At 67.4% G+C, this 24,387-nt stretch carries 25 protein-coding genes and 1 pseudogene; 5 read left to right on the top strand and 21 right to left on the bottom strand.

Annotated elements, in window-relative coordinates:
• A pseudogene (locus J1C47_RS15855) lies at positions 1 to 193 on the top strand (hypothetical protein); the annotation flags it as partial.
• Between the two features lie 110 nt (positions 194 to 303).
• Here the strand turns inward: J1C47_RS15855 and lpxB are convergent.
• The 14 genes from lpxB to J1C47_RS15785 form a co-directional block, all read right to left on the bottom strand.
• Positions 304 to 1,470: a lipid-A-disaccharide synthase gene (lpxB, locus tag J1C47_RS15850; protein ID WP_207351753.1), complete on the bottom strand. Its 1,167-nt coding sequence runs from the start codon at positions 1,468 to 1,470 to the stop codon at positions 304 to 306.
• Positions 1,467 to 2,369 (bottom strand): LpxI family protein, encoded by a 903-nt coding sequence (locus tag J1C47_RS15845; protein WP_207351752.1) that lies wholly within the window; start codon positions 2,367 to 2,369, stop codon positions 1,467 to 1,469. Before J1C47_RS15845 ends, lpxB begins: the two co-directional genes overlap by 4 nt.
• Before the next feature lie 4 nt (positions 2,370 to 2,373).
• A complete protein-coding gene (gene lpxA / locus J1C47_RS15840) occupies positions 2,374 to 3,180 on the bottom strand; it encodes an acyl-ACP--UDP-N-acetylglucosamine O-acyltransferase (RefSeq protein WP_207351751.1) in 807 nt (268 codons plus the stop codon).
• A gap of 2 nt (positions 3,181 to 3,182) precedes the next feature.
• Positions 3,183 to 3,647 (bottom strand): 3-hydroxyacyl-ACP dehydratase FabZ, encoded by a 465-nt coding sequence (gene fabZ, locus J1C47_RS15835; protein ID WP_207351750.1) that lies wholly within the window; start codon positions 3,645 to 3,647, stop codon positions 3,183 to 3,185.
• A complete protein-coding gene (gene lpxD / locus J1C47_RS15830) occupies positions 3,640 to 4,701 on the bottom strand; it encodes a UDP-3-O-(3-hydroxymyristoyl)glucosamine N-acyltransferase (protein ID WP_207351749.1) in 1,062 nt (353 codons plus the stop codon). The genes fabZ and lpxD overlap by 8 nt, the downstream gene beginning before the upstream one ends.
• A gap of 47 nt (positions 4,702 to 4,748) precedes the next feature.
• Positions 4,749 to 7,172, bottom strand: a complete 2,424-nt coding sequence (gene bamA, locus J1C47_RS15825; RefSeq protein ID WP_425354571.1) for an outer membrane protein assembly factor BamA — start codon at positions 7,170 to 7,172, stop codon at positions 4,749 to 4,751.
• A 220-nt stretch (positions 7,173 to 7,392) separates the two neighbouring features.
• Positions 7,393 to 8,532: an RIP metalloprotease RseP gene (rseP, locus tag J1C47_RS15820; protein ID WP_207351747.1), complete on the bottom strand. Its 1,140-nt coding sequence runs from the start codon at positions 8,530 to 8,532 to the stop codon at positions 7,393 to 7,395.
• A gap of 193 nt (positions 8,533 to 8,725) precedes the next feature.
• On the bottom strand, positions 8,726 to 9,577 hold the full coding sequence (locus J1C47_RS15815; protein WP_207351746.1) for a phosphatidate cytidylyltransferase: 852 nt from the start codon (positions 9,575 to 9,577) through the stop codon (positions 8,726 to 8,728).
• A 5-nt stretch (positions 9,578 to 9,582) separates the two neighbouring features.
• Entirely contained in the window at positions 9,583 to 10,302 is a 720-nt protein-coding gene (locus tag J1C47_RS15810) for an isoprenyl transferase (RefSeq protein WP_207351745.1), read from the bottom strand.
• A 58-nt stretch (positions 10,303 to 10,360) separates the two neighbouring features.
• Positions 10,361 to 10,918, bottom strand: a complete 558-nt coding sequence (gene frr / locus J1C47_RS15805; RefSeq protein WP_207351744.1) for a ribosome recycling factor — start codon at positions 10,916 to 10,918, stop codon at positions 10,361 to 10,363.
• Between the two features lie 48 nt (positions 10,919 to 10,966).
• Positions 10,967 to 11,686: a UMP kinase gene (gene pyrH / locus J1C47_RS15800; RefSeq protein ID WP_207351743.1), complete on the bottom strand. Its 720-nt coding sequence runs from the start codon at positions 11,684 to 11,686 to the stop codon at positions 10,967 to 10,969.
• Between the two features lie 265 nt (positions 11,687 to 11,951).
• Complete coding sequence (gene tsf / locus J1C47_RS15795) at positions 11,952 to 12,878, bottom strand: translation elongation factor Ts (protein WP_207351742.1); 927 nt, start codon at positions 12,876 to 12,878, stop codon at positions 11,952 to 11,954.
• 142 nt (positions 12,879 to 13,020) lie between these two features.
• Positions 13,021 to 13,851: a 30S ribosomal protein S2 gene (gene rpsB / locus J1C47_RS15790; protein WP_207351741.1), complete on the bottom strand. Its 831-nt coding sequence runs from the start codon at positions 13,849 to 13,851 to the stop codon at positions 13,021 to 13,023.
• A 302-nt stretch (positions 13,852 to 14,153) separates the two neighbouring features.
• Complete coding sequence (locus tag J1C47_RS15785) at positions 14,154 to 15,299, bottom strand: EipB family protein (RefSeq protein ID WP_207351740.1); 1,146 nt, start codon at positions 15,297 to 15,299, stop codon at positions 14,154 to 14,156.
• Positions 15,300 to 15,436: 137 nt separating this feature from the next.
• Here J1C47_RS15785 and J1C47_RS15780 point away from each other — a divergent pair, with 137 nt between their 5' ends.
• The 3 genes from J1C47_RS15780 to J1C47_RS15770 are packed head-to-tail and all read left to right on the top strand — an operon-like array spanning position 15,437 to position 17,924.
• A complete protein-coding gene (locus tag J1C47_RS15780) occupies positions 15,437 to 15,904 on the top strand; it encodes a RidA family protein (protein ID WP_207351739.1) in 468 nt (155 codons plus the stop codon).
• A gap of 1 nt (position 15,905) precedes the next feature.
• The gene (locus J1C47_RS15775) at positions 15,906 to 16,643 is read left to right on the top strand and encodes a glycerophosphodiester phosphodiesterase family protein (protein ID WP_207351738.1); all 738 of its coding nucleotides are present in this window, start codon (positions 15,906 to 15,908) and stop codon (positions 16,641 to 16,643) included.
• Between the two features lie 39 nt (positions 16,644 to 16,682).
• The gene (locus tag J1C47_RS15770) at positions 16,683 to 17,924 is read left to right on the top strand and encodes a GNAT family N-acetyltransferase (RefSeq protein ID WP_207351737.1); all 1,242 of its coding nucleotides are present in this window, start codon (positions 16,683 to 16,685) and stop codon (positions 17,922 to 17,924) included.
• A gap of 43 nt (positions 17,925 to 17,967) precedes the next feature.
• Here J1C47_RS15770 and J1C47_RS15765 read toward each other — a convergent pair whose 3' ends face one another.
• Together J1C47_RS15765 and J1C47_RS15760 are read right to left on the bottom strand one after the other, a co-directional pair.
• A complete protein-coding gene (locus J1C47_RS15765) occupies positions 17,968 to 18,417 on the bottom strand; it encodes a PIN domain-containing protein (RefSeq protein WP_207351736.1) in 450 nt (149 codons plus the stop codon).
• Positions 18,414 to 18,653, bottom strand: coding sequence for a type II toxin-antitoxin system Phd/YefM family antitoxin (locus tag J1C47_RS15760; RefSeq protein WP_245396600.1), 240 nt, complete (start codon positions 18,651 to 18,653; stop codon positions 18,414 to 18,416). Before J1C47_RS15760 ends, J1C47_RS15765 begins: the two co-directional genes overlap by 4 nt.
• A gap of 157 nt (positions 18,654 to 18,810) precedes the next feature.
• On the opposite strand from J1C47_RS15760, the gene J1C47_RS15755 reads away from it, so the two are divergent.
• On the top strand, positions 18,811 to 19,251 hold the full coding sequence (locus tag J1C47_RS15755) for an HIT family protein (RefSeq protein WP_207351734.1): 441 nt from the start codon (positions 18,811 to 18,813) through the stop codon (positions 19,249 to 19,251).
• Between the two features lie 75 nt (positions 19,252 to 19,326).
• Here J1C47_RS15755 and J1C47_RS15750 read toward each other — a convergent pair whose 3' ends face one another.
• The 5 genes from J1C47_RS15750 to clpA all read right to left on the bottom strand — a co-directional run bounded on the left by J1C47_RS15750 (position 19,327) and on the right by clpA (position 24,386).
• Entirely contained in the window at positions 19,327 to 19,707 is a 381-nt protein-coding gene (locus J1C47_RS15750; protein WP_207351733.1) for a hypothetical protein, read from the bottom strand.
• A gap of 87 nt (positions 19,708 to 19,794) precedes the next feature.
• Positions 19,795 to 20,388 carry a hypothetical protein gene (locus J1C47_RS15745; RefSeq protein WP_207351732.1) on the bottom strand — a complete coding sequence of 198 codons (594 nt, stop codon included), beginning with the start codon at positions 20,386 to 20,388 and terminating at the stop codon, positions 19,795 to 19,797.
• Positions 20,389 to 20,511: 123 nt separating this feature from the next.
• Positions 20,512 to 20,880, bottom strand: coding sequence for an AzlD domain-containing protein (locus J1C47_RS15740; protein WP_207351731.1), 369 nt, complete (start codon positions 20,878 to 20,880; stop codon positions 20,512 to 20,514).
• On the bottom strand, positions 20,880 to 21,623 hold the full coding sequence (locus tag J1C47_RS15735; RefSeq protein WP_207351730.1) for an AzlC family ABC transporter permease: 744 nt from the start codon (positions 21,621 to 21,623) through the stop codon (positions 20,880 to 20,882). Before J1C47_RS15735 ends, J1C47_RS15740 begins: the two co-directional genes overlap by 1 nt.
• A gap of 252 nt (positions 21,624 to 21,875) precedes the next feature.
• Positions 21,876 to 24,386 carry an ATP-dependent Clp protease ATP-binding subunit ClpA gene (gene clpA / locus J1C47_RS15730; protein ID WP_207351729.1) on the bottom strand — a complete coding sequence of 837 codons (2,511 nt, stop codon included), beginning with the start codon at positions 24,384 to 24,386 and terminating at the stop codon, positions 21,876 to 21,878.
• Between the last annotated feature and the right edge of the window lies 1 nt (position 24,387).

Raw genomic sequence — 24,387 nt, 5'->3', positions numbered from 1 at the left:
CTCTTCGTCCGGGTCGCAATCGACGCTGCGGCCTGACGACCAACCCGTCTCCCAATCCAGAGACGACGAAACTCAGCGCACGGATGCAGACCCTGTGACCCGGCAAGGATCAATCTTCACGGACGACAACATCAAGTCGAGGCGCACGGCCAACCAGTCGCTGAAAGATGCGGGTCTGCCCAAACGCTTCTGATCAGCGCGCCTTGATCCAGCATTCAATGCAAACCGGCGTCGACGGCCGGAAGGGCGCATAGAACAGCTTGCGCGATCGCCCACGCTCACGGAGTTTCCGTCGGAAAACTCTCACCGCGCCGACACCCGGCCCTTCGCGACCAGCCCCAGAACGATCTCCGCCGCCGCCTCGCCGGGCGGGCGGTCGATCGCCATCTGGCGCCGGATCTCGTCGAAGCCGGCAAGCTGCGCCCGGCGCTCCGGCGTGTCTGTCAAAAGCCGGGCCATCCGCCGGGCGAGATGTTCGGGGCGGACGAATTCGTGAAAATGCTCCGGCACCAGCGGGTGGCCGGTGACGAAGTTCGGCAGCGCCGCCGTCCAGGCGCTGACGAGGTGGCGGAAGCGATAGGCGACGGGGTCCAGCCGGTAGGCGAGCGCCATGGGAATGCCGGCGAGCGCCAGTTCGAGGGAGACGGTGCCCGAGGCGGCGAGCGCCGCGTCGGCCCTGGCGAAGGCCTGCCACTTCGCCTCGGTGCCGGTGACGATCTCCGGCTTCACCGGCCAGCCGGCCGCCGCCGTCTCGACGCGACCGCGATGGCGCGTCAGGGTCGGGAGGACCGCCGTGACGCCGGGCAGGAGTTCCGACAGCCGCGCCAGGGTGCCGCCGAAATCATCGATCAGCCGGTCGATCTCGCCGCGGCGCGAGCCGGGCAGGATGACGAGGCACGGCGGCGTCTTCGGCGGCCTTGCGGAAAGCGGCCGGTCGTCGGCGAGGATCGCCGCGAGGCCGGGCTCCTTCATCAGCGGGTGGCCGACATAGGTCGCCGGCGGCCCGTCCAGCCGCTGCAGCACCGCCGGCTCGAAGGGCAGCGCGCAGATCGCGTGGTCGACATAGGGCCGCATCTTCGCCGCCCTTCCCTCGCGCCAGGCCCAGACCGTCGGCGGGATGTAGTTGACGATCGGAACCTTCGGCAGCCGCGCCCGCACCCGTTTCGCCACCCGGTGCGAAAAGGTCGGGCTGTCGATGACGACGAGGGCGTCCGGCCGTGCCGCGACGATGGCGTCGGCGGTCTGGCCGACCCGCCGGATCAGCTGCGGCAGCCGCGCGAGGATCGCCGAGACGCCCATGATCGACAGTTCGTCGATGTCGAAGAGCGTCTCCATGCCCTCCGCCCGCATGTTCTCGCCGGCAAGCCCGACGAGGTCGAGATCGGGGCCGAGGCGCGCCCTCAGCGCCCGGACGAGGTCGGCGCCGATCGCGTCTCCGGAGGGTTCGCCGACGACGAAGGCGATTCTCATGCCGTGCTCCCGGCGGAGGCGGCAGGCCGGGACGCCTCGTCCGGCAGGCCATCCGGCGCAAGGCCGAGCACCGCGATCCCGGCGTCGCGGGCCGCCGCCGCGACGGCGTCGTAGTCGATGACGAGGCTGCGGCCGGCGGAGACGCCGATCGCCCGCACGCCCGCCGCGTCCGCCTCGACGATCGTCGAGACGCCGATGCTCGGCAGGTCGAAGCGCTCGTCCTGCTGCGGCTTGGCGGCCTTGACGAGAGCCAGCGTCTCGCCCCGCCCGAGCCGGTTGCGGGCCCTCAGATCGGCGACGCGGTGGAGCATTTCCCGCGTGCCTTCGGCAGCTTCCAGCGCGATCACCCGCTCCTGCGAGGCGACCACCGCCTGGCCGACGTCGAGCCGCCCGAGGGCCACGGCGGCGCGATGGGCGAGCGCCAGCGCCCGCTCTTCCGACGTTCCCGGCTCGCGCCCGGCGATCCGCCCGGCCGGCGCCAGGAGTTTCGGCTCGACGTCCTGCACCGCCATCGGCTCGAGGCCCTCGTTCTCCAGAAAGCGCGCGGCAGCGCGCAGCAGACGGTCGTCGCCGCCGCGCACGATCGCAAAGGCCGCGGGCAGCTTCAGAAGCGTCGCGAAGCTCGGGACGATGGCGCGGAAGTCCGGCCGCTTCGAGACCGTGCCGCAGGCGACGACGCGGAGGACGCCGCTGCGCTTCAGGAAGCGGATGGCATCGCCGGTCCTGCCCCAGGAATAGTAGCCGCCGGCAAAGCCGTCCCAGTCGTCGCCCTCGGCATCGGCGATGCGCACGACGACCGGCCGAAAGCCGTGAGCGCGGGCCGCTTCAGCGACGATGCGCGGCAGGCGCCCGCCGCCGGCGATCAGGCCCAGGGGTTCGCCGGGAAAGCGCGGCTCCATCGCCTCAGGGAAGCTGCGAATGCCGCGGGAAGCAGAGCGCCCGGTCGCCGCCGGAGCGGATGAAGCCGAGAAGGTCCTGCACCAGCGGATCCTCGGGAAACTCGGCCTGCACCTCGTCGATGTTCTCCTTGAAGGTCAGGTCGTCGGAAAACAGCATGCGGTAGGCGCGCCGGACGTTGCGGATCGCCTCGCGGTTGAAGCCCGCGCGCTTCATGCCGATGACGTTGAGGCCGGAGAGATAGGCGCGGTTGCCGAGCACCATGCCGAAGGGGATCACGTCGCCCTCCACCGCGGCGAGGCCGCCGACATAGGCGTGGTGGCCGATGCGGGTGAACTGGTGGATGCCCGAGCCGCCGGCGACGGTGGCATATTCCCCGACGGTGCAGTGGCCGGCCAGCATGACGTTGTTGATCAGCGTCACATTGCGCTCGATGACGCAGTCATGGGCGACGTGGGCGGCGGTGAAGAAGGCGCAGTTGTCGCCGACGGTGGTCTCCGAGCGGCCCTGGACGGTGCCGGCGTTCATCGTCACGTGCTCGCGGATCAGGCAGTTCTCGCCGATGACGAGGCGCGTGTCCTCGCCGCGATATTTGAGGTGCTGCGGCGCATGGCCGAGCGAGGCGAAGGGCCAGATCTGCGCGCCGCCGCCGATCACCGTGTTGCCCCAGATCGCGACGTGCGAGCGCAGCCGGCTGCCGGCGCCGAGCCGAACCTGCGGGCCGATGTGGCAGAACGGGCCGATCTCGCAGCCCTCGCCGATCTCGGCGCCGTTCTCGACAACCGCGGACGGATGAATGGTCGTCACTGTCATTGTCACCCGGCGTCGCGGGGTACGAGCATCGCGCTCACCGTCGCCTCGGCGACCTTCTGGTCGTCGACCTTGGCGAGGCAGTCGAACTTCCAGATGTTCGCCCGCTTCTTGGTCTGTTTCACGTGATATTCGAGCCGGTCGCCGGGGATGACCGGCTTGCGGAACTTGGCGTTGTCGATCGTCATGAAATAGACGAGCGAGGGAGCGTCGCCGCCCCGCGCCAGCGTGCAGATGGCGCCCGCCGTCTGCGCCATCCCCTCGATGATCAGAACGCCGGGCATCACCGGCGCCGAGGGGAAGTGGCCGAGGAAATGCGGCTCGTTGGCGGTGACGTTCTTGATGCCGACGGCGCTCCTGTCGGCGTCGATGTCGACGATGCGGTCGACCATCAGGAACGGATAGCGATGGGGCAAGAGCTCCATGATCCGGTTGATGTCGGCGCTTTCGAGCGTCGTCGTCTCACTCATCGCTGTCATGCCTCGGCGAACGCCCCTTCTTGGCGAGTTCGGACAAGAATCGCATCTCCCGGAACCACTGGCGGACGGGCTTCGCCGGAATTCCGCCCCAGCGGGCCCCGGCCGGAACGTCGCCCGCGACCACCGAGACCGCCGCGATCTGCGCCCCGTCGCCGATCTCGACATGGCCGTTGATGCCGGTCTGGCCGCCGATCATCACCCCGTCGCCGATCGTCGTCGAACCGGAGATGCCGACCTGGGCGACGATGACGCAGTGCCGGCCCACGGCGACGTTGTGCCCGATCTGGACCTGATTGTCGATCTTCGTCCCCTCGCCGATCACCGTGTCGCGGACAGCCCCGCGGTCGATCGTCGAATTCGCCCCGATCTCGACGTCGTCCTGGACGATCACCCGGCCGATCTGGACGACCTTGTCGAGGCCTTCGGGACCCGGCACGTAGCCGAATCCGTCCTGGCCGATCTTCACCCCCGGATGCAGGACGACGCGGTTGCCGAGAAAGGCGTTCGACAAGGAGACCTGCGGGCCGATGCGGCAGTTGCGGCCGACGGTGCAGCCGGTGCCGACGACGGCGCCCGGAGAGACGACGGTGCCGCTGCCGATCCTCGCATGCGGGCCGACGACGGCGAAGGCCTCGATGGTGACGTCCGGCTCGATCGCGGCGGACGGATCGATCTCGGCGCGCGGCGAGATGCCGGCCGCCGGCAGGATCGCGGCGGGTGTCAGGGCCGCCGGGAACAGCGCCCGGCCGGCCGCCGCGAAGGCGACATGCACGTTGCCGGCGACGAGATGCGGCAGGCCGGCCGGTGCGGCGGCCAGATGCTTCGCCGCGACGATCACGCAGCCGGCACGGCTGCTCGCCAGCTGGTCGAGGTATCGGGGGTTGTCGAAGAAGGAAAGATCCGCGGGGCCGGCGCGATCCAGCGGGCCGAGCCCGGTGATCAGCCTTGCCGGGTCGGTGCCGGCGCCGAGCTCGGCGCCGGTCAGCGCCCCGATGTCCCCCACCGTCAGACCGGCGCCTCGCTTGAAGAATGACGCGTCAGACATGGGCGACCCGAGGTGGGGGAAGCGTTCCCCCACTCCTTTGGTTGGCGTCAGAAGCGCGACGAGAAGCCGAAGGAGAATTCCTGCGTGTCGTCGAATTCTTCCTTCTTGAGCGGATGCGCGTAGTTGACGCGCAGCGGACCGAAGGGCGAGGCCCAGATCAGGCCGACGCCGACCGAGGCGCGCAGCGAGAAGTCGGTGCCCTCGACGCCGGCCTCGTTGGCGAACTCGCTGCCCCAGAGCGAACCGGCATCGGCGAACACCGCGCCGCGGAAACCGAGATCGCGATTGATGCCCGGCAGCGGGAAGGTCGCCTCGGCGGAGGCGTTGGCGTAGTTCTCGCCGCCGATGGCGACGCCGTACTGGCGCGGGCCGATGCCGCGCGTGTCGAAGCCGCGGACGATGTCCTGGCCCTTGAAGAAGTTGTCGAAGACCCGGAGGTCGCCGCCGAGCGCCGAGACGTTGCCGGCCCCGCCCGACAGCTGGCCGACGACGTCCCACTCCTCGCTGAGGAGGTTGAAATAGGAGGCCTTGGCCGTGCTCTTGATGTATTTCGCGTCGCCGCCGATGCCGGCGAATTCCTGCCCGATCGAGCCGACGAAGCCGTTGCGCGGATCCTGGTTGTTGTCGAGCGTGTTGTAGGTGAACTGATAGGATGCCGAAGAGGTCCGGTAGTCGCCGGCGCAGATCGCCTCGTTGATGATCGGCGAGTCCGTGAAGGACGGCGCGGTCAGCGGGTTGCCGCCTTCGTCGAACAGGTTGCTCTTGGGATCGGGATTGCTGCAGGTGCTGTCGATGTACTGGTCGGGATCGGTCGGATAGTCGGGATTCTCGACCGTCTGGCCGGTATCGCCGCCGTAGCTTTCCTGCTTGTAGTTGTAGGCGATCGTCGCCGTCAGGTGCTCGGTGATCGGCGCCGAGAGCCGGACGTCGCCGCCGGTGCGCTTGACGTCGTAGTCGTCGGTCGAGGTTTCGGTGTGGTAGACGTCGAAGCCCGCCGCAAGACGCTGACCGAGGAAATACGGTTCGGTGAAGGAGAGCTGATAGCTGCGGGAGTTGGTGCCGACGCCCGCCGAGACCTTGATGAACTGGCCGCGCCCGAGGAAGTTGCGCTCCTGGATGCCGACTTCGGCCACCGGACCCGACGAGTCGCCCGAGGTGGTGTAGCCGCCGCCGATCGAGATCTCGCCGGTCGCCTTCTCGTTGACGTCGACGATCACGATGACGCGGTCCGGCTCGGAGCCGGGGGCGGTCGAGATCTTCACGGTGGTGAAGTATTTCAGGTCTTCCAGCCGCTGCTTGGCCCGCTGGATCAGCACCTGGTTGAAGGCGTCGCCCTCGGAGATGTCGAACTCGCGGCGGATGACGTAGTCGCGGGTCTTGGTATTGCCGCGGATCTCGATGCGCTCGATATAGGCGCGCGGCCCCTGGTCGATGACGTAGTCGATGGCGATGGTGTGGTTGGTGAAGTCGCGATCGCCGCGCGGCGTGACCTGGGCGAAGGCGAAGCCCTTGTTGGCGAGGGCGTTGGTGACGTTGACGAGGGAGTCCTCGACGTCCTTGGCGCTGTAGACCTCGCCCGGCGTCGTGTCGAGCTGGCTGTAGAGCGCCTCGGTGTCGACGCCCTCGATGGTCGAGTCGATCCTGACATTGCCGAAGGCGTAGCGCTCGCCCTCGTCCACCGTGAAGGTGATGAAGTAGGAGTTCTGGTCCGGATCGAGCTCGGCGACGGCCGACAGGATCCGGAAATCGGCATAGCCGTGATTGTAGTAGAAGCGCCGCAGCGTCTCTTCGTCCGACTGCAGCTTGTCGGGATCGTAGACGTCGTCGCGCTGGATGAAGCTGAGGATGCCGGTCTCGCGCAGCGAGATCACCTGCTTCAGACGCGCGTCGGAGAAGGCGTTGTTGCCGACGAAGCTGATCGAGCCGATCTTCGTGCGGTCGCCTTCCTGGATGTTGTAGATGACGTTGACGCGGCCTTCGCCGATCGGCTGGGTCTGCGCGGTGACGACGGCGTCGCTGCGGCCGATCGAGACGTAGGCCTTCTTGATCTCCTCGACGTCGGCGTCGACGACCTGCTGCGAATAGGCGCCGCGCGGGCGGGTCTGGACGGCGGCCGAGAGCTGCTGGTCCTTGATCTTGGAATTGCCCTGGAACAGCACCTGGTTGACGATCTGGTTCTCTTCCACGTCGATGGTCAGCGTGCCGCCGGACTGGCTGATGCGGACGTTCGAGAACAGCCCCGTCGAGTAGAGGCGGCGGACGGCGGCGTCCTGGTCGGCGTCGGTGACGTTCTGGCCGGGCTTGATCGAGATGAAGCCGCGGACCGTGTCGGCGTCCACCCGCTTGTTGCCCCGCACCGCGATCCGGTTGACGACGGCAGCCGCCGCGACGCCCGTCGAGGCGAGCTGTATGGTCAGCGACGTCGCCATGAGGAAGGTCGAAGACAGCGCGATCGCGGCCGCTGCGCGCAAAATTCTCGTTCCAGCCGTCATGTTTCCAACCACCTTGTCGTCTTCTTGCCGTTCCGCAGGACGCGCATTTCCAGCGTCCGCCTTAAACCGGTTGCCGCGCCCCGTTCAAGCAAACTCGTCGGAGTGGATTGAGGAATCGGAAACGCCGTTGCAAGGCGGTCACGAACCATGGCGACATGGTTAATCAACGGTTCCCCCAAACCCCTCGGACAGGCACCCCTTAAACCTGGCCCGAAATGTCATTCCAGAATGCAAATATCATGAGCATCGTGACGAGAGCGAGACCGATCCTGAAACCCAGTTCCTGCACCCGCTCGCTCAGCGGCCGGCCCCTGACCGCCTCGAATGCGTAGAACAGCAGATGGCCGCCGTCGAGCATCGGGATCGGCAAAAGGTTCAGTATTCCAATGGAAATCGACAGCAGCGCCGCGAGATTGAGCAGCGCGCCGAGGCCGATGGTCGACACTTGGCTCGAGACCTGGGCGATGCGGATCGGGCCGCCGATCTGGTCGGCGCTCTGCCGGCCGGTGACGACCTGGCCGATGAAGCCGACCGTCTCCTTGGCGACGAACCAGGTCTGCGAGACGCCATAGCCGATCGACTGCAGCGGTCCGAGCCGTTCGAGCCGGAAGCTGCCGTTGGAATTGTCGGCGCGAAGCCCGACGATCGGCGTCGTGAAGCTGTTGCCGAACTCGTCCTTGCGCGTCTCCATGCGCGGCGTCACGGTGAGGCGGACGGGATTGCCGCCGCGCTCCACCTCGAAGCTGATCGGGTTCTCCCCGGCGGCCGCCACGTGGCGCTGCAGGTCGGAGAAATAGTCGATCGCCTCGCCGTCGGCGGAGACCACCCGGTCGCCGGGCTCAAAGCCCGCCGTCGCGGCGGGCGAATTCGGCTCGACGGCGGAGACCACCGGATCGCCGACCACCCGCCCGTTGACGAAGACGACGGCGGAGAAGATGACGATCGAAAGAACGAAGTTGGCGATCGGCCCGGCGGCGACCGTCGCCGCCCGCCGCCCGACGCTCACTGCCGGAAAGGCCTGTCGGCGATCGGTCTCGCTCATCGCCTCCACCGCCCCGCGGTCGGGAACCGAGGCGGCGTTCTCGTCGCCGAGGAACTTGACGTATCCGCCGAGCGGAATCGCCGCGAGCTTCCAGCGCGTTCCCCGGCGATCGGTGAAGCCGGCGATCTCCGGGCCGAAGCCGACCGAGAAGGTCAGCGCCTTGATGCCGCACAGCCGGCCGATCAGGAAATGACCGAGTTCGTGGAAGAACACGATGATCGTCAGGACGAAGAGGAACGGCACGACGTAGATCAGCCCGTGATCCCAAAGTCCGGCGGCAATCGAACCGATCTCCATCGATCCTCACTCCTTGTGGCGGAGGCGGCACCCGAAGGCGTCTGCCTCGTTCTATAGCAGCGGGCACGAAATGCGCAAACATCTGCGCGAGGCCCGCCCGTCGACGTCATCGGCCGCAAAGGCCCGCGCCCCTTCCGGCCGCAGGACCTGCGCCCCCTTCCGGCGAACCCATCTTCCGACCCGGGCCTTCCTCCTACACCGGAAACAGGCCGAAGGCGGGCTGGTCGAAGCCGGCGAAGGCGACGCCGACGCCCCAGGCGACGGTGGTCGCGACGATCAGCGCGTCGATGCGGTCCATCAGCCCGCCATGGCCGGGGATGAGCCTGCCGGAATCCTTGACGCCGAAACGCCGCTTGATCCAGGATTCGTAGAGATCCCCGGCCTGGCCGGCGACCGACAGGATCGCCGCGAGGGCGACGATGCGCGGCTCGACGCTGCCGGTCGCGGCATAGGCGAAGAGCGAGCCGAGGGCCACCGCCGCGGCGAGGCCGCCGAGCGCCCCGGACATCGTCTTCTTCGGCGAGACCCGCGGCATCAGCTTCGGCCCGCCGATCGAGCGTCCGGCGAAATAGGCGAAGATGTCGCTCGCCCAGACCACCGTCACGACGAAGCCGATGCTCAGGAGGCCCGCGGTGTCGGCGCCGCGTAGCAGCGCTGCGGGGAACGTCGCCGCGCCGGCATAGCACAGGCCGAGCAGCAGCCAGTCGGCCTTGCGCTCGTTGCGGTCGATGAAGGCGAGGAACAAGGTGCCGGCGCAAAGCACCAGAAGCGCGGCGAGCGCGAAGCCGAAGGCGAAGAGGACCAGCGACAGATAGAAGACGCGGCGGCCGAAGGTGAAATGCGGCCGCAGCCGGCGGGCACGGGTGATGCGCGACCATTCGTCGAAGACGATGAAGCCGGTGGCGCAGCACAAAAGCCGGAAGCCCCAGCCGCCGGCGAAGACCAGCAGCGCGACGAAGAGCCCCAGGACGACGGCCGAGATCAGCCGCGAACGAAGATCGCTCCAGCTCCCCTCGGCGAAGAAACGTCTGACGCCGAGCCCCATTCCGGTCAGGATGCGATTTCCCGCGACAATCCTCCGAAGCGGCGATCGCGGCTGGCATATTCGGCGAGGGCGCCTTCGAAGGCCTGACGGTCGAAGTCGGGCCACAGGCACGGCAGGAAGACGAACTCCGAATAGGCCGCCTGCCAGAGCAGGAAGTTCGAGAGGCGCAGTTCGCCGCTGGTGCGGATGATCAGATCCGGGTCGGGAATGCCGGCGGTGTCCATGTGCTCGCCGAGATAGTCGGCCGTCAGCGCGTCGAGCGTGACCTCCCCCGCCGCGAATTTCTCGGCGATGCGCCGGACGGCCCGCGCCACCTCGTCGCGGGCGCCGTAGTTGAAGGCGACGACGAGGGTCTGGCGGTCGTTCTCCCGGGTCAGGTTCTCGGCCTCTTCGAGCAGCGAGCGGATGTCGGGCGACAGGTCGTCGCGCGCGCCGATGACCCGCACCCTGACGCCCTCCTTGTGGAGATCGGCGAGGTCGCGGCGGATGAAGTGCTTCAAGAGCCCCATCAGCTCCTCCACCTCGTCCTTCGGGCGCCGCCAATTCTCCGACGAGAAGGCAAAGAGCGTCAGATACTCGATGCCGAGTTCGCCGGCGGCCCTGACGGCCGCGCGCACCGCCTCGACCCCGCGGCGATGGCCCATGCTGCGTGGCAGGCCGCGCGCGCGTGCCCAGCGTCCGTTGCCATCCATGATGATGGCCACATGTCGGGGATGCCGCACCATCCTCGCCCCTTCCTGCGCTTAGCCCTCGCCGGCGCGACGCACCGGCCCTCCTGCAACCCTATACCTGCATGATTTCGCCTTCCTTGACGGAAAGCAATTTATCGATTTCCGAGATCGTCTCGTCGGTCATCTTCTGGACCTTGTCGGACTGCTGGCGGCTTTCGTCCTGGCCGATGTCGCCGGCCTTCTCGTTCTTCTTCAGCGTGTCCATGCCGTCGCGCCGGACGTGACGCACGGCGACGCGCGCGCTCTCGGAGTACTGATGCGCGACCTTCACGAGTTCCTTGCGCCGCTCCTCGTTGAGTTCGGGCAGCGGGATGCGCAGCGTGGTGCCGTCGGTCACCGGGTTGAGGCCGAGATTGCTCTCGCGGATCGCCCGCTCGACCTTGCCGACCATCTGCTTGTCCCAGACCGAGACCGAGACCATGCGCGGCTCCGGCACGGAGACGTTGGCAACCTGGTTGAGCGGCACCTGGGAGCCATAGGCCTCGACGGTGACGGGATCGAGCAGATTGGCCGAGGCACGACCGGTACGAAGACCGGCGAGATCGCTCTTCAGGTTGGAGACGGCCCCTTCCATGCGGCGCTTCAGTTCGGTGAGATCGAGTGCGGCCATTGTTCGTATCCTCTCTTCATCATGCAAAAGCGTCGAAAGAATCGACTGTCAGTCCGAAACGATCGTCGCCCGGCCGGCGCCCGCCAGGATCCTCGCGAACTCGCCCTTCTGGTGGATCGAGAAGACGACGATCGGAATGTGGTTTTCGCGGGCGAGCGCGACGGCCGCGACGTCCATCACCTGCAGCCCGCGCGCCAGCACCTCGCCGTGGGTCAGGCGGTCGAAGCGCTCGGCGCTCGGCACCTTCTTCGGGTCGGCGGAATAGATGCCGTCGACCTGGGTCCCCTTGAACAGCGCCGCCGCCCCCATCTCGGCGGCGCGCAGCGCGCCGGCCGAATCGGTGGTGAAGAACGGGTTGCCGGTGCCGCCGGCGAAGATCACCACGCGGCCGGCCGCCTGATGGGCGAGCGCCGCGCGCTGGGTGAAGCTTTCGCAGATCTCGGGCATGGCGATCGCCGACAAGACGATCGCGTCGACGCCCATCTTGGTGAGCGAGGTGCGCAGCGCCAGGGCGTTGATCACCGTGCCGAGCATGCCCATGTGGTCGCCGGTGACCCGGTCCCCGCCCTTCGACGCGACGGCGACGCCGCGGAAGATGTTGCCGCCGCCGATCACCACCGAAATCTCGACGCCGAGCGCCCGCGCCTCGGCGATGTCGGAGGCGATGCGGTCGACGACCGCGACGTCGATGCCGAATCCCTGCTCGCCCATCAGCGCTTCGCCGGAGACCTTCAGCAAGACGCGGCGATAGCGGATTTCCGAGATCATCGAGCTTCCTGTTCCAACCCTTTGGCGCAGTCCGGGGCAAATGCCCGCGCGCCGTCATTCCGTCGCCCGACCTCGCCGATCGGGGGCCGCGATGCGCGGGACCGGCCACGGCGACGCGCGACGGGCCTCTCCGCTGTCGCCTGCGGATACATTAAGGGCGCCCGCTTGTGAAGCGAGCGCCCTCTCATCGACTGCCGAGATCGGCCGCGAAAAGTCCCGAGAGCGCAGCCGGACGCCGGAAGGCCGGCGCCCGTCGCCCCGCGGCTTACTTCTTGCCGGCGGCCGCCGCGACTTCGGCGGCGAAGTCCGACGTCTCGCGCTCGATGCCCTCGCCGAGCGCGAAGCGGACGAAGGCGGTGATCTTCGCCGGTGCGCCGAAATCCTTCTCGGCCTCGGCGAGAGCCTTCTCGACCGTCAGGTCCGGATTGATCACGAAGCTCTGCTTGAGGAGGACGACCTCCTCGTAGAACTTGCGCAGCCGGCCCTCGACCATCTTCTCGATGATGTTCTCCGGCTTGCCGGAGGCGCGCGCCTGCTCGGAGAAGATCGCCTTCTCGCGCTCGACGACGGCGGGATCGATCTCGTCGGCGGTGAGCGCCAGCGGGTTCGTCGCCGCGACGTGCATCGCGACCTGGCGCCCGAAGGCGGTCAGCTTGGCCTTGTCGCCGGCGGATTCCATCGCGACGAGCACACCCAGCTTGCCGAGGCCGTCGGCGACCTGGTTGTGGATGTAGGTCGCGACGACGCCGTCGGAGACCGACAGCATCGCCGAACGGCGCAGGCTCATGTTCTCGCCGATGGTGGCGACGGCGTCGCGCACGGTGTCGGCGACCGACTTGCCGGAGGCCGGATGGGTCGCGGCGGACACCGCCTCGACGCTGCCGTCGGTCGACAGAGCGACCTTGGCGATGTCGCGCACGAGCGTCTGGAAGGCCTCGTTGCGGGCGACGAAGTCGGTCTCGGAATTGACCTCGACGACGACCGCCTTGGCGCCTTCCGACGCCACCCCGATCAGACCCTCGGCCGCCGTGCGGCCGGACTTCTTGTCGGCCTTGGCGATCCCCTTGGTGCGCAGCCAGTCGATCGCAGCTTCCATGTCGCCGCCGGTCTCGGAGAGCGCGGTCTTGCAGTCCATCATGCCCGCGCCGGTCTTCTCGCGCAGGTCCTTCACCATCGAAGCGGAGATTGCCATCTTCAGCCTTCCTCGGAAATGATTTGGCGCACCGGCTCGACAGAACGGGTGCGCCGCAATTGTGACGCAGTGATTACCAACTGGCGTCGCCGGCGGGCGACCGGCAGGCCGCCCTGGCCCGCCGCGCCGCCCTCGAACGGGATCAGCCTGCGGCCTGGCCCGTGGCGTTCTCGGCGAGTTCGGCGGCCTCGCTCGCCGATGCGCCGCCGGAGACCGCCTCTTCCGGCAGTTCCTCGATCGGAGCATCCTCGAGCTCGCCGATGTCGATGCCCATGTCGCCCTGCTGGCGGGCGATGCCGTCGACGGCGGCGCGCGCGATCAGGTCGCAATAGAGCGCGATGGCGCGGGCGGCGTCGTCATTGCCCGGGATCGGGTAGTCGATCGGTGCCGGATCGCAGTTGGAATCGACGACCGCGACGATCGGGATGTGCAGGCGCTTGGCTTCCTCGATCGCGATCGACTCCTTGTTGGTGTCGATGACGAAGATCATGTCGGGCACGCCGCCCATGTCGCGGATGCCGCCGAGCGCGCGGTCGAGCTTGTCGCGCTCGCGCTGCAGCGTCAGCCGCTCCTTCTTGGTGAAGGCCTGGGCCTCGCCGCCGGCGAGCAGCTCGTCGAGCTTGCGCAGGCGCTGGATCGACTGCGAAATGGTCTTCCAGTTGGTCAGCATGCCGCCGAGCCAGCGGGCGTTGACGTAGTACTGGGCCGAGCGCTGCGCCGCGTCTGCGACGAGCTCCGAGGCCTGGCGCTTGGTGCCGACGAACAGGACGCGGCCGCCGCGGGCGACGGTGTCGGAGACGGCGAGCAGCGCCCGGTGCAGCAGCGGCACGGTCTGGGCGAGGTCGAGAATGTGGATGTTGTTGCGCGCGCCGAAGATGTAGGGGCTCATCTTCGGGTTCCAGCGGTGGGTCTGGTGCCCGAAGTGGACGCCCGCCTCGAGGAGCTGGCGCATCGAATAGTCTGGCAGTGCCATGCTTGTCTGTTCCTTTGACCGGTTATGCCTCCACGGAAAGAAGCGACAGGACTGCCGCCACCGGTGGGCAGGAGCGGACCGGAACCTGATGCTCCAGCCGTTCCAACCCGATTTCCGTGTGTGGAATGGGCCGCGCCATACATCAAACCGCCCGCCTTGGCAACTCGCGGCGCGGCCGAGAGGAGGTCGATCGCGTGAAATGAGGTCGCCGGGAAGGCGACTGGCCCGATCTCCCCTCTGGCGGGGGAGATCGAGGCGTCGCCGGTGGCGCTTCGCGAAGGCCGCCGACGGGCGTTGCTTGTTCAGTCCCCCACGGGACAGGTCGGCGCGTCGTCGAGCTGAAGGCTGGCAAGCCGCGCCTTCAGCGAATAGCCGTCGAACTTGAGGAGCTGGTTGCCGGTCACGCCGTTCTCGAACAGCGTGTAGACGGTCTCGAAGACCGGCAGGCCGTCCTCGTCGCTGTCGGAATTATAGAAGGATTCGGTGACCTTCCAGGCCTTCAGGCCCTCCAGCCGCTCGGCGATCGCCGCCGGATCGGTCGCGGCCGGATCGGCGTCATCATCCGCCGCGTCGCTTTGCGCCGTCGCTCCGGCCTCGCCCGGCAAAACCGCGTCCGGACCGGCCTCGCCGGCGGCATTCTCCCGGTCCGGGGCGGTCGGATCGGCTTCCCCGGGATCTGCCGGGTCCGCCGCCTGCGGCGCAGCGCTGCCGGGATCCTTCGTCGGGGAGCCGGCGTCCGCGCCGGCCGTGGCGTCGCCCCAGGCGGTGGCTTGCCCTTCGCCGCCCAGCGGTTTCCCGGCGGGAGCGCCCGGCCGCGCGCCGTAACCGGCAATCTCCTCGGACAGTTCGGCCGCCGCGAGCGGGGTGATCACGACGGTGCTCGTCGTGTCCTTCTCCGCGTCGGAATCGCCCTGGAAGACGCGGGATTCGAAGATCGGCACGCCGGCCTTCGCCGCCTCGATCACCTTCTGGGTATGGTGGATCGGAAACAGCGCCGCCTCGAGCGTCACCTCCTGGGGGGACGGCTCGCTATAGGCGACGACGGTCTTGCCGTCCGCCGTCTTCGCCTCGCCCTTGGTCGTGCTGTCGGCCACCGAATCGACGAAGCTCTCGGCGTCGAAGGTGAAGCGCTTGCCGTCGCGGCTCTCGCCGAGCCGGATCTGCTGGTCGGTGACGACGATCTCCTGGTCGCGCAGAAAGCGCGCGACGAAGCGGTAGTCGATGCCGTAGCCCGAACAGTCGCCCTTCTCGGACAGAGCGACGGCGATGCGCCCGTCGACGCCGAGGATCTCGTCGCTCGCCGCGTCGAGCCCCACCTCGTAGGCGGCCCGGTGCGGCGTGAGCGCCGCGGCCTCCGCCGCTGCGGCTCCGCCGGCCGCCAGCAGCGGTGCGACGCAGAAAGCCAGCAGGACCCTGGACCATTGCGCTGCCGAGGCTCGTTGGGTCATCAAGTTCGATCTTTCACTCGCCTCTGGGATCGGCTACCGAACGCTGCAGCGCACATTGCCGACGGTCGCGGCATCTCGCCATCGAGCCGACCGTGATCCACTCGGTCCTATCCGCGACAGAAAAGGAAGACAACATCATGGCCGATACGATCGAAAGCCGCCTCGAGGCCGCGGGCGTCACGCTGCCGGAAGCGTCGGCGCCGGCGGCGAACTACGTGCCGACGGTCACCTTCGGCGCGATCCTCCAGACTTCCGGCCAGCTGCCGATGGAGAACGGCGCCCTCGCCGTGACCGGCAAGCTCGGCGCCGGGGTCGATCTTGCGGCGGGCCAGCGGGCGGCGCGGCTCTGTGCCGTCAACGTTCTCGCCCAAGCAAAGAGCGCCCTCGGCGGCGACCTTTCGCGGGTGAAGCGGCTGCTCAAGCTGACCGTCTTCGTCGCCAGCGACCCGGACTTTTCCGAGCAGCACAAGGTCGCCAACGGCGCCTCGGACTTTTTGGTCGAGATCCTCGGCGAGGCCGGCCGCCACGCGCGTTCGGCGGTCGGCGTGCCGGCCCTGCCGATGAACGCCGCCGTCGAGGTCGAAGCCATGTTCGAGATCGCCTGACGTGAAGCCGAGCTACGACGGGCCGTTCCGCTGGCTGGTGGAACGGCCGATCGCCCATCGCGGGCTGCACGACGGCAACCGTACGATCCCCGAAAACTCCGTGCCCGCCGCACTGGCGGCGATCGCCGCCGGCTATGCCATCGAATGCGACGTGCAGATGTCGGGAGACGGCACGCCGCACGTCTTCCACGACGCGACGGCCAACCGGATGACCGGCCGGCATGCCGCCATCGCCTCGCTGTCGGACAAGGACCTTGCCGGGCTCACCCTCGGCCCGACCACCGCGACCATCCCGACGCTCGAACGCTACCTCTCGCTGGTCAACGGCCAGGTGCCGCTGGTCGTCGAGATCAAGGGCAACGAGAAGACCCGCGACCCGGACTATTTCGCCCGGATGAAGCCGCTCGTCGACGCCTATCCCGGACACCTGGCGCTGATGTCGTTCGACGACTGGCTGATCGACCAGATGCTCGCCGGCCGGCCGGCCGGCCGACCGATCGGGCTCACCGCCGACGGCCGTCGCGCCGGCGTCCTCGCCGGCCACCGAGAGATTTTCGAGCGCGGCTGCGACTTCGTCTCCTACGACGTCCACGACCTGCCGAACCCTTTCGTCACGTGGGTCCGCGAGGAAAGGCGGGCGCCGGTGATCTCCTGGACGGTGCGCAACGAGGCCGAGCAGGCTGTCAGCCGGCTCTACGTCGACCAGATCACCTTCGAGGACTTTGCGCCGCAGCAATGATCCCTTGCGCCGCGGCGCGGAAGGTTTACTTCATCGCGCATGAGGCAGCAGCGCGAAGCCCGCGGACGCGCGGTCACGGTGAGGATCGCGGAGACGATCGGCGCGATCGACCCGGCCGTCTGGAACCTTCTGGCCGAGACCCGGCCGGTCGACGAAACCGCGTCGGGCCGGACCGGCCGGCCGGAGACGGCAGAGGCCGGCTCGTCGGGGCCGGCCAATCCGTTTCTGTCGCATGCCTTCCTGAAGTCGCTGGAAGACGCCGGCTGCGTCGGCGAGCGGGCCGGCTGGATGCCGCAACACCTCGTCGTCGAGGATGCCGAGGGGAAACCGGTCGCCATCGCTCCGGCCTATCTGAAGGGCCACAGCCAGGGCGAATACGTCTTCGATCACGGCTGGGCCGATGCCTTCGAACGCGCCGGCGGCGACTATTATCCGAAGCTGCAGATGTCGGTGCCCTTCACGCCGGTGACCGGACCGCGGCTTCTCGTCGGCAGCGGCGAGGGCGCGGCCGAACGCCGGGCGGCGCTCGCCGCGGGCGCGCGGGCCTATCTGTCTGAGACCGGGATCTCCTCGGTCCACGCGACCTTCCTGGAGGCGGCCGATCTCAACGCCCTCTCGGATGCCGACTGGCTGCACCGCATCGACCAGCAGTTCCATTTCTTCAACCGCGGCTACGAAAGCTACGAGGCGTTTCTGGAAACGCTCGCCTCGCGCAAGCGCAAGGCGCTGAAGAAGGAGCGGCGCGAGGCGCTGGCGAACGACATCGCCATCGAATGGCTGACCGGCAGCGACCTCACCGAAGCCGCCTGGGACGCCTTCTTCGCCTTCTACATGGATACCGGCAGCCGCAAATGGGGCCGGCCCTATCTCAACCGCCGGTTCTTCTCGCTGGTCGGCGAACGGATGGCGGACCGGATCCTGCTTGTGATGGCGAAGCGCGAGGGCCGCTACGTCGCCGGGGCGCTCAACTTCATCGGGCGCGACGCGCTCTACGGCCGCAACTGGGGCTGCATCGAGGATCACCCCTTCCTGCATTTCGAGGTCTGCTACCATCAGGCCATCGACTTCGCCATCGAACACCGGCTCGCGGTCGTCGAGGCGGGGGCGCAGGGGCAACACAAGCTCGCCCGCGGCTACGAGCCGGTGACCACCCATTCCGCCCATTACATCGCCCATCCGGGCCTGCGCCGCGCCATCCGCGACTATCTCGCGGCCGAGCGCGACGAGGTGGAGCGCGTCGGCGAGGTGCTCGGCGAACACGTGCCGTTCAAGCGGGGGTAGAACGCATTCCGTCCGCACGGAAGGCACGGCCGAACGCAGGCAATCAAAGCGAAGCTGCCTGGCTCGGCAGCATGTGGGAGATTTCGAACAGTGCGAAGTCGCGCACATTTTCCGTGATCACGGTCAGTCCATGAACGTGTGCCGTTCCGGCTATCATGGCATCTCCAACCCCGGGGGCACCGCCACGACCGATGGCGCGCGCCTCCAGCCTGCCGGAAATTAGCGCCGTCGGGAGATCGATGGGGAGGAACTTGCCGCCAAATCCGACCAGCACACTGTCGAGCCAATGAGTCAACGCTGTCGCCTTGGCGGTGGCGCCTCTGAGGCTGAGACGCTCGATCCCTCTCTCGAGTTCATGGACGGTGACGACAGACATGAAGACGAGGCCGTCCTGATCGGCCCGCCGCAGCCAATGTGCGAAGTTCGGCGAAAAGGTCCGCTTGGTCGGCGCCAACTTCGAGATCACGTTGGTATCGATCAGATAGGCTTTCACAGATCGACGTCTCGCGGCGCAGAGCGATTGCGTTCCAATTCCTCGTCACCACCTGGGAAAGCCATCAGCAGGTCGACCAGGCCAGGCTTTCGACTGGCCACAGCGTTGCGCGCCACCTCCGCGGCTTCGGGAGGAACGATTGCCGCGACGGTCAGGCCGTCGCGCGTGATCCTTACGATCTCTCCGTGCGCGGCAAGCTCGACCAACTTGGCGAGATCGGCTTCGGCATCCTGCAATGAGACTTCCGACATATTCTGTACACCGCTTCGCCCGCATCAAGTCCCAGTGTGAACGCTTCGTCTGCAATTGCAAGACGAGGCATACTCGATCCATCGACAAGATGTCCGCCCTGCCTACCATCCGTCTCGACAAAACACAGCCTCGGGAGCCCTCATGACCACCGCATCGCCCGCCTACGAAGGTGACAACGTCTTCGCGAAGATCCTCAAGGGCGAGATCCCCAGCGAGAAGCTCTTCGAGGACGCGGTGGCGCTGGCGATCATGGACGTGATGCCGCAGTCGAAGGGGCACTGCCTGGTGATCCCCAAGGCGCCCTCGCGCAACATCCTCGATGCCTCCGACGCGACGCTGCAGGCGGTGATGCCGCGGGTGGCAAGGCTCGCCAGGGCGGCCAAGGCGGCGTTTGCGGCCGACGGCGTACGGGTCGCGCAGTTCAACGAGGAGCCCGCCGGCCAGACGGTGTTCCACCTGCATTTCCACGTCATCCCGATCTACGCCGGCGTCGAGTTGAAGCGCCATGCCTTCGGCGAGGTCCCGATGGAGACGATCAGGGAACATGCCGAAGCGATCCGGCGAGAACTTGCAAAAACTTGATATTGACTATCGATCCGGCTTCAAAATCGAGACTACCTTACGGCGCCTGCGCAGATGCCGGAGAAAGTTCGTGTATTATTTCGTGTCTTCCGATTTTGACTTAAAGTGATCGATGTCGTCTTTAGACGTGCGCCGAACGAACTCGGCAAAAGCGCCGCGACCTGCTTCACGGGCGATCAACTCGACAACCCCGACCAATTGCGGATCGAGGTGTCGCGCCGCATTCTCGCGACGTGCAGCGTCATCTGTGCGAAAGGCGGGAACGTTCTCCCCACGCTCTTTTCGCAGTCCGCGTTCTCCGAGCGCGCCGGCATACGGTGACTGCATCCGCATGCGCTCGATGAGCCAAGCCTCGTTGAGGAGAAAGAGGACGAGCAGAGCCGCCAAGGACAGCATGATCGTCGCGATCATGGCCATGGCAAACGAGAAAGAGACTGGGAGTACCGTGTCCATCATCTTTTCTCCTTACAGTGCCGTCCGTGTCCGCTTTCATCAATGAACTTGCCGACCAAGATAATGTTACGAACGTCGAATGGGTAGTGGCTAGGAAAGCCTGAGGGTCTCACCGAGCGCTTTGAGATTGGCCGATGCTCTTCGAAAGCGCCGCGCCGTCGCGTCTGCCCGGCCTCGGAACACGAAGAAGCCCGCATAGCCGACAGCCCCGACAACAGCGGCGACAACGAGCGCCGGACCGGCCAGGCCGGCCGCCGTCGCCGCAACGGGACCGAGGACAAAGGCGGCCGTTGCAGTGCCGGCCGAGCCGAGCGTCACAGCAACCGATCCGCCCATGCCTGTACCAAGCCGTGAACTCGAATCCTCGGCTGCTTTGGCGCTTTCATCGGCAGCGGCAACCGCATCAGCGATCGCCTCGACGAGACGTTCGCGCAAGAGCGACGCAGAATTTGCATAAGTCGCGAGAGAATCGTCCAAAGCCCGCCGCAAGCGCAGCCGAAGTCTGCCGGATTCCGCAACCGCTTCGAGGGCTTCAATGAAGCTCTCCCGCCTTGTCTCACTGGCATGCCCGACATCTTCAAATTCGATGAGACGTATCGTCTCAGCAAGGAGGCGTTCGACAGGGTCATGGGCATCGACGGCCGGGTTAGATCGCTGGGCGTGGTCCTCGTCGAAACGCGACATTCGATTCCCGATGGTGCAACTGAATGCATTCGAGAATATCACCACCTGTAGGGGATAAGGGCAAGACGGAGTGCTGCCCGAAATGACGGTAGCCTTCTGGAAGGCCGATCCGGGGCAGAACGCTCACCCCGTCCCCGCACCCGTCGCCAGGGCCCACGCACCGATCACCAGCTCGGCGACGAAGATCGCGACGAGAATCCGCCGCCGCGACAGCTGGTAGGCGGCAAAGCCGGCGCCCAGAGAGGCGAGCCTGACCAGCGTCGGGATGTCGGCCAGCGCCCCCGAGGGATAGAAGACCAGCTGCGCGATGACGGCCGCGACCAGCGAGGTCGCGACGGTGCGGGCGAGCGCCGCCGCCTCGCTGGTCTCGTCGATGCGGCTGGCGGAAAGGACGCCGAGATAGCGCCAGGCATCCGTCGGCAGCCATCCGCCGAGGAGGATGAAGACGTAGGGCCACCAGGGCACGACGTTGGAATAGGCCCAGTGTGCCATCACGCGGCGCCCCGCCGGGCCTTCAGGATCCGGCCCGCACCATAGGCGACGATGCCGCCGCCGATTCCGGCGACCAGGAGTTCCGATCCGGGCGAGAGGAAGTGGGCGGGCGGCAGCGCCGCCATGCCGCAGAACAGCGCCAGCTTGCCGGAGACGTCCCGCGCCGAACCGTAGAGCGAGGAGAAGAAATAGACCGGCGTCAAAAAGGCGAGCGCTCCGGTGGCCAGCGCCGGAAGCTCGCCCATCAGATTGTAGACGACGGCGACGATGATCGTGTTGAGAGTCGTCAGCGTCACGGCGAAACCGGCGAAGAAAGCCGTCCGCTTGTCGCGCGGCACCTCGTCCATGCGCTCCATGGCGAAGACCCAGGCGGTGATGGCGACGAAATGCGACAGGAAGAGCAGCGTCGGGGTGCGCGTCTTCGGGCCGCGCAGTTCCGGCATGAGCGCCACCACCATCGGCGTCATGCGCAGCGAGGACAGCGCGACGGCGAAGGCGGCGGCGGGCAGCGACGTGCCGGCGGTGATGGCGCCGAGCAGGATGATCTTCGCCGGCAGCGCCCAGACGACGGCCGTCATGAAGGCCGATTCCTCCCAGGAGATGCCGGCCTCGCGGCAAAGACCCGCAAAGCCGAAGAAGGCGGTCGTCAGGATCAGCGCGGGCGGGCTGAAGATGCCCTTCATGCCGAGGAGGAACCAGCCGGTGGCCGACCGTTCGGCCCGATGGTCGGATCCGGAGGTCATTTTCCGGCGAAGGCCCGCCGGCCAGGGAACGGCGCCGTCCGCATGGCTGCGGGGCAAGGCGTCCTCACGCCCCCCTCTCCCGCGGCCCCCGCCGCCCGAAACACCCCGGCCCATCACGCCCCCGCATGCAAAAGGCCCGGCCGGCGCGCTTCGCCGACCGGGCCTTAATCCGTCATAGGAACTGCGGCGGGGTTTCGTCAATCGGCCGGGCCGGGCCGGGCCGGCCCGGTCCACGCCGCGTCGCCCCCGCCCTCAGTTCGAGCGGCGCGGGACCTTGGGCACCGAACTCGGGCGGCTGCGGCTCGGCCGCGGCTCGTCGTCATCGGCGGAGAGCGAGGCGTCCCCGCCGTCGTCGGAGCCGTCGTCGTCATCGTCGAAGTCGTCATCGGACGGATCGTCGTCGATGTCGGATCCGTCCGCCGCGACCGCCGCGCGCTTGCGCGCCGCCTTGCCGGAACGGGGCGCCGGCAGTTCGTCGGCGATCGATTCCAGGGCGATCTTCTTGCCGCCCGCCCCGTCGTCCTCGACCAGCACTCGCACGGTCCCGCCGCGCTTCAGCTTGCCGAACAGAACCTCGTCGGCGAGCGGCTTCTTGATGTGCTCCTGGATGACCCGGGCCAGCGGCCGCGCCCCCATGTTCTCGTCGTAGCCCTTGTCGGCGAGCCAGGCCACGGCCTCCGGCGTCAGCTCGAAGATCACGCCGCGTTCGGAGAGCTGCGCCTCGAGCTGCATGACGAACTTCTCGACCACCTGGTGAATCACCGGCGTCGGCAGCGGGCCGAAGGGGATGATCGCGTCGAGGCGGTTGCGGAACTCCGGCGTGAACAGGCGATTGATCGCCTCCTCGTCGGCCCCCGTGCGCCGCGAATGCGCAAAGCCGATGGCGGCCTTCGCCATCTCCGCCGCGCCGGCATTGGTGGTCATGATCAGGATGACGTTCCTGAAGTTGATCTGCTTGCCGTTGTGATCGGTCAGCCGGCCGTGATCCATGACTTGCAGGAGGATGTTGAACAGATCCGGATGCGCCTTCTCGATCTCGTCGAGCAGGAGGACGCAATGCGGATGCTGGTCGACGCCGTCGGTCAACAGCCCGCCCTGGTCGAATCCGACATAGCCCGGAGGCGCGCCGATCAGCCGCGAGACGGTGTGCCGCTCCATGTATTCCGACATGTCGAAGCGCAGGAGCTCGACGCCGAGGGCCGAGGCGAGCTGGCGCGCGACCTCGGTCTTGCCGACGCCCGTCGGCCCCGAGAACAGGTAGGAGCCGATCGGTTTGTCCGGCTCGCGCAGGCCGGCTCTCGAGAGCTTGATCGCCGAGGCGAGGTTCTCGATCGCCGCGTCCTGGCCGTAGACGACGCGCTTCAGCTGCTCGTCGAGATGGGCGAGCACCTCCTCGTCGTCCTTGGAGACGGCCTTGGCCGGAATCCGCGCCATGGTGGCGATCGTCGCCTCGATCTCCTTCACGCCGATCTGCTTCTTGCGCTTGTTCTCCGGCAGAAGCATCTGCGACGCCCCGGTCTCGTCGATCACGTCGATCGCCTTGTCCGGCAGCTTGCGGTCGGTGATGTAGCGGGCCGAGAGCTCGACCGCCGACTTGATCGCGTCGTTGGTGAACTTCACCCGGTGGAAGTCCTCGAAATAGGGCTTCAGGCCCTTGAGGATGGAGACGGCGTCCTCGACGGTCGGCTCCTTGACGTCGATCTTCTGGAAGCGGCGCACCAGCGCCCGGTCCTTCTCGAAGAACTGGCGATATTCCTTGTAGGTGGTCGAGCCGATGCAGCGGATCGCCCCGGAAGAGAGCGCCGGCTTCAGAAGGTTCGAGGCGTCCATCGCCCCGCCGGAGGTGGCCCCGGCGCCGATCACCGTGTGGATCTCGTCGATGAACAGCACGGCGCCCGGATAATCCTCGAGCTCCTTGACGACCTGCTTCAGACGCTCCTCGAAGTCGCCGCGATAGCGCGTGCCGGCGAGCAGCGTGCCCATGTCGAGCGAGAAGATCGTCGCGTCGGCGAGCACGTCCGGCACGTCGCCCTCGACGACGCGCTTGGCGAGCCCTTCCGCGATCGCCGTCTTGCCAACGCCCGGATCGCCCACATAGAGCGGGTTGTTCTTGGAGCGGCGGCAGAGCACCTGGATCGTGCGGTTGATCTCGTCGGCCCGGCCGATCAGCGGATCGATCCGGCCGGCGCGGGCCTTGTCGTTGAGGTTGATGCAATAGGCCGACAGCGCGTCCGGGGCGGCCTTGCGCTTGCCGTCCTCGTCCTGGCCGATGGTCGACTGTTCGTCCTCGGCGCCGCGCAGCGGCCGGCTCTCCGAGCCGCCGGGACGCTTGGAGATGCCGTGGGAGATGAAGTTCACCGCGTCGTAGCGGGTCATCTCCTGTTCCTGGAGGAAGTAGGCGGCATGGCTTTCGCGCTCGGCGAAGATCGCGACGAGCACGTTGGCACCCGTCACCTCCTCCCGGCCCGAACTCTGGACGTGGATCACCGCCCGCTGGATCACCCGGTGGAATCCGGCCGTCGGCTTGGAATCCTCTTCGTGCCCGGTGACGAGATTGGCGAGTTCGGTGTCGATGTAGGTGACGAGATTCTTGCGGAGGAGGTCGAGATCGACGCTGCAGCCCCGCATCACGGCGGCGGCGTCCTTGTCCTCGAGAAGGGCCAGGAGCAGGTGCTCCAGCGTCGCGAATTCCTGGTGGCGTTCGTTGGCCAGAGTGAGTGCCTGATGAAGTGCCTTCTCAAGGCTTTGCGAAAATGTCGGCAAG

It is taken from the genome of Jiella sonneratiae (assembly GCF_017353515.1).
In the GTDB taxonomy this organism is placed as follows: Bacteria; Pseudomonadota; Alphaproteobacteria; order Rhizobiales; family Rhizobiaceae; genus Jiella; species Jiella sonneratiae.
This window is presented reverse-complemented; position numbering and strand designations above follow the sequence as displayed.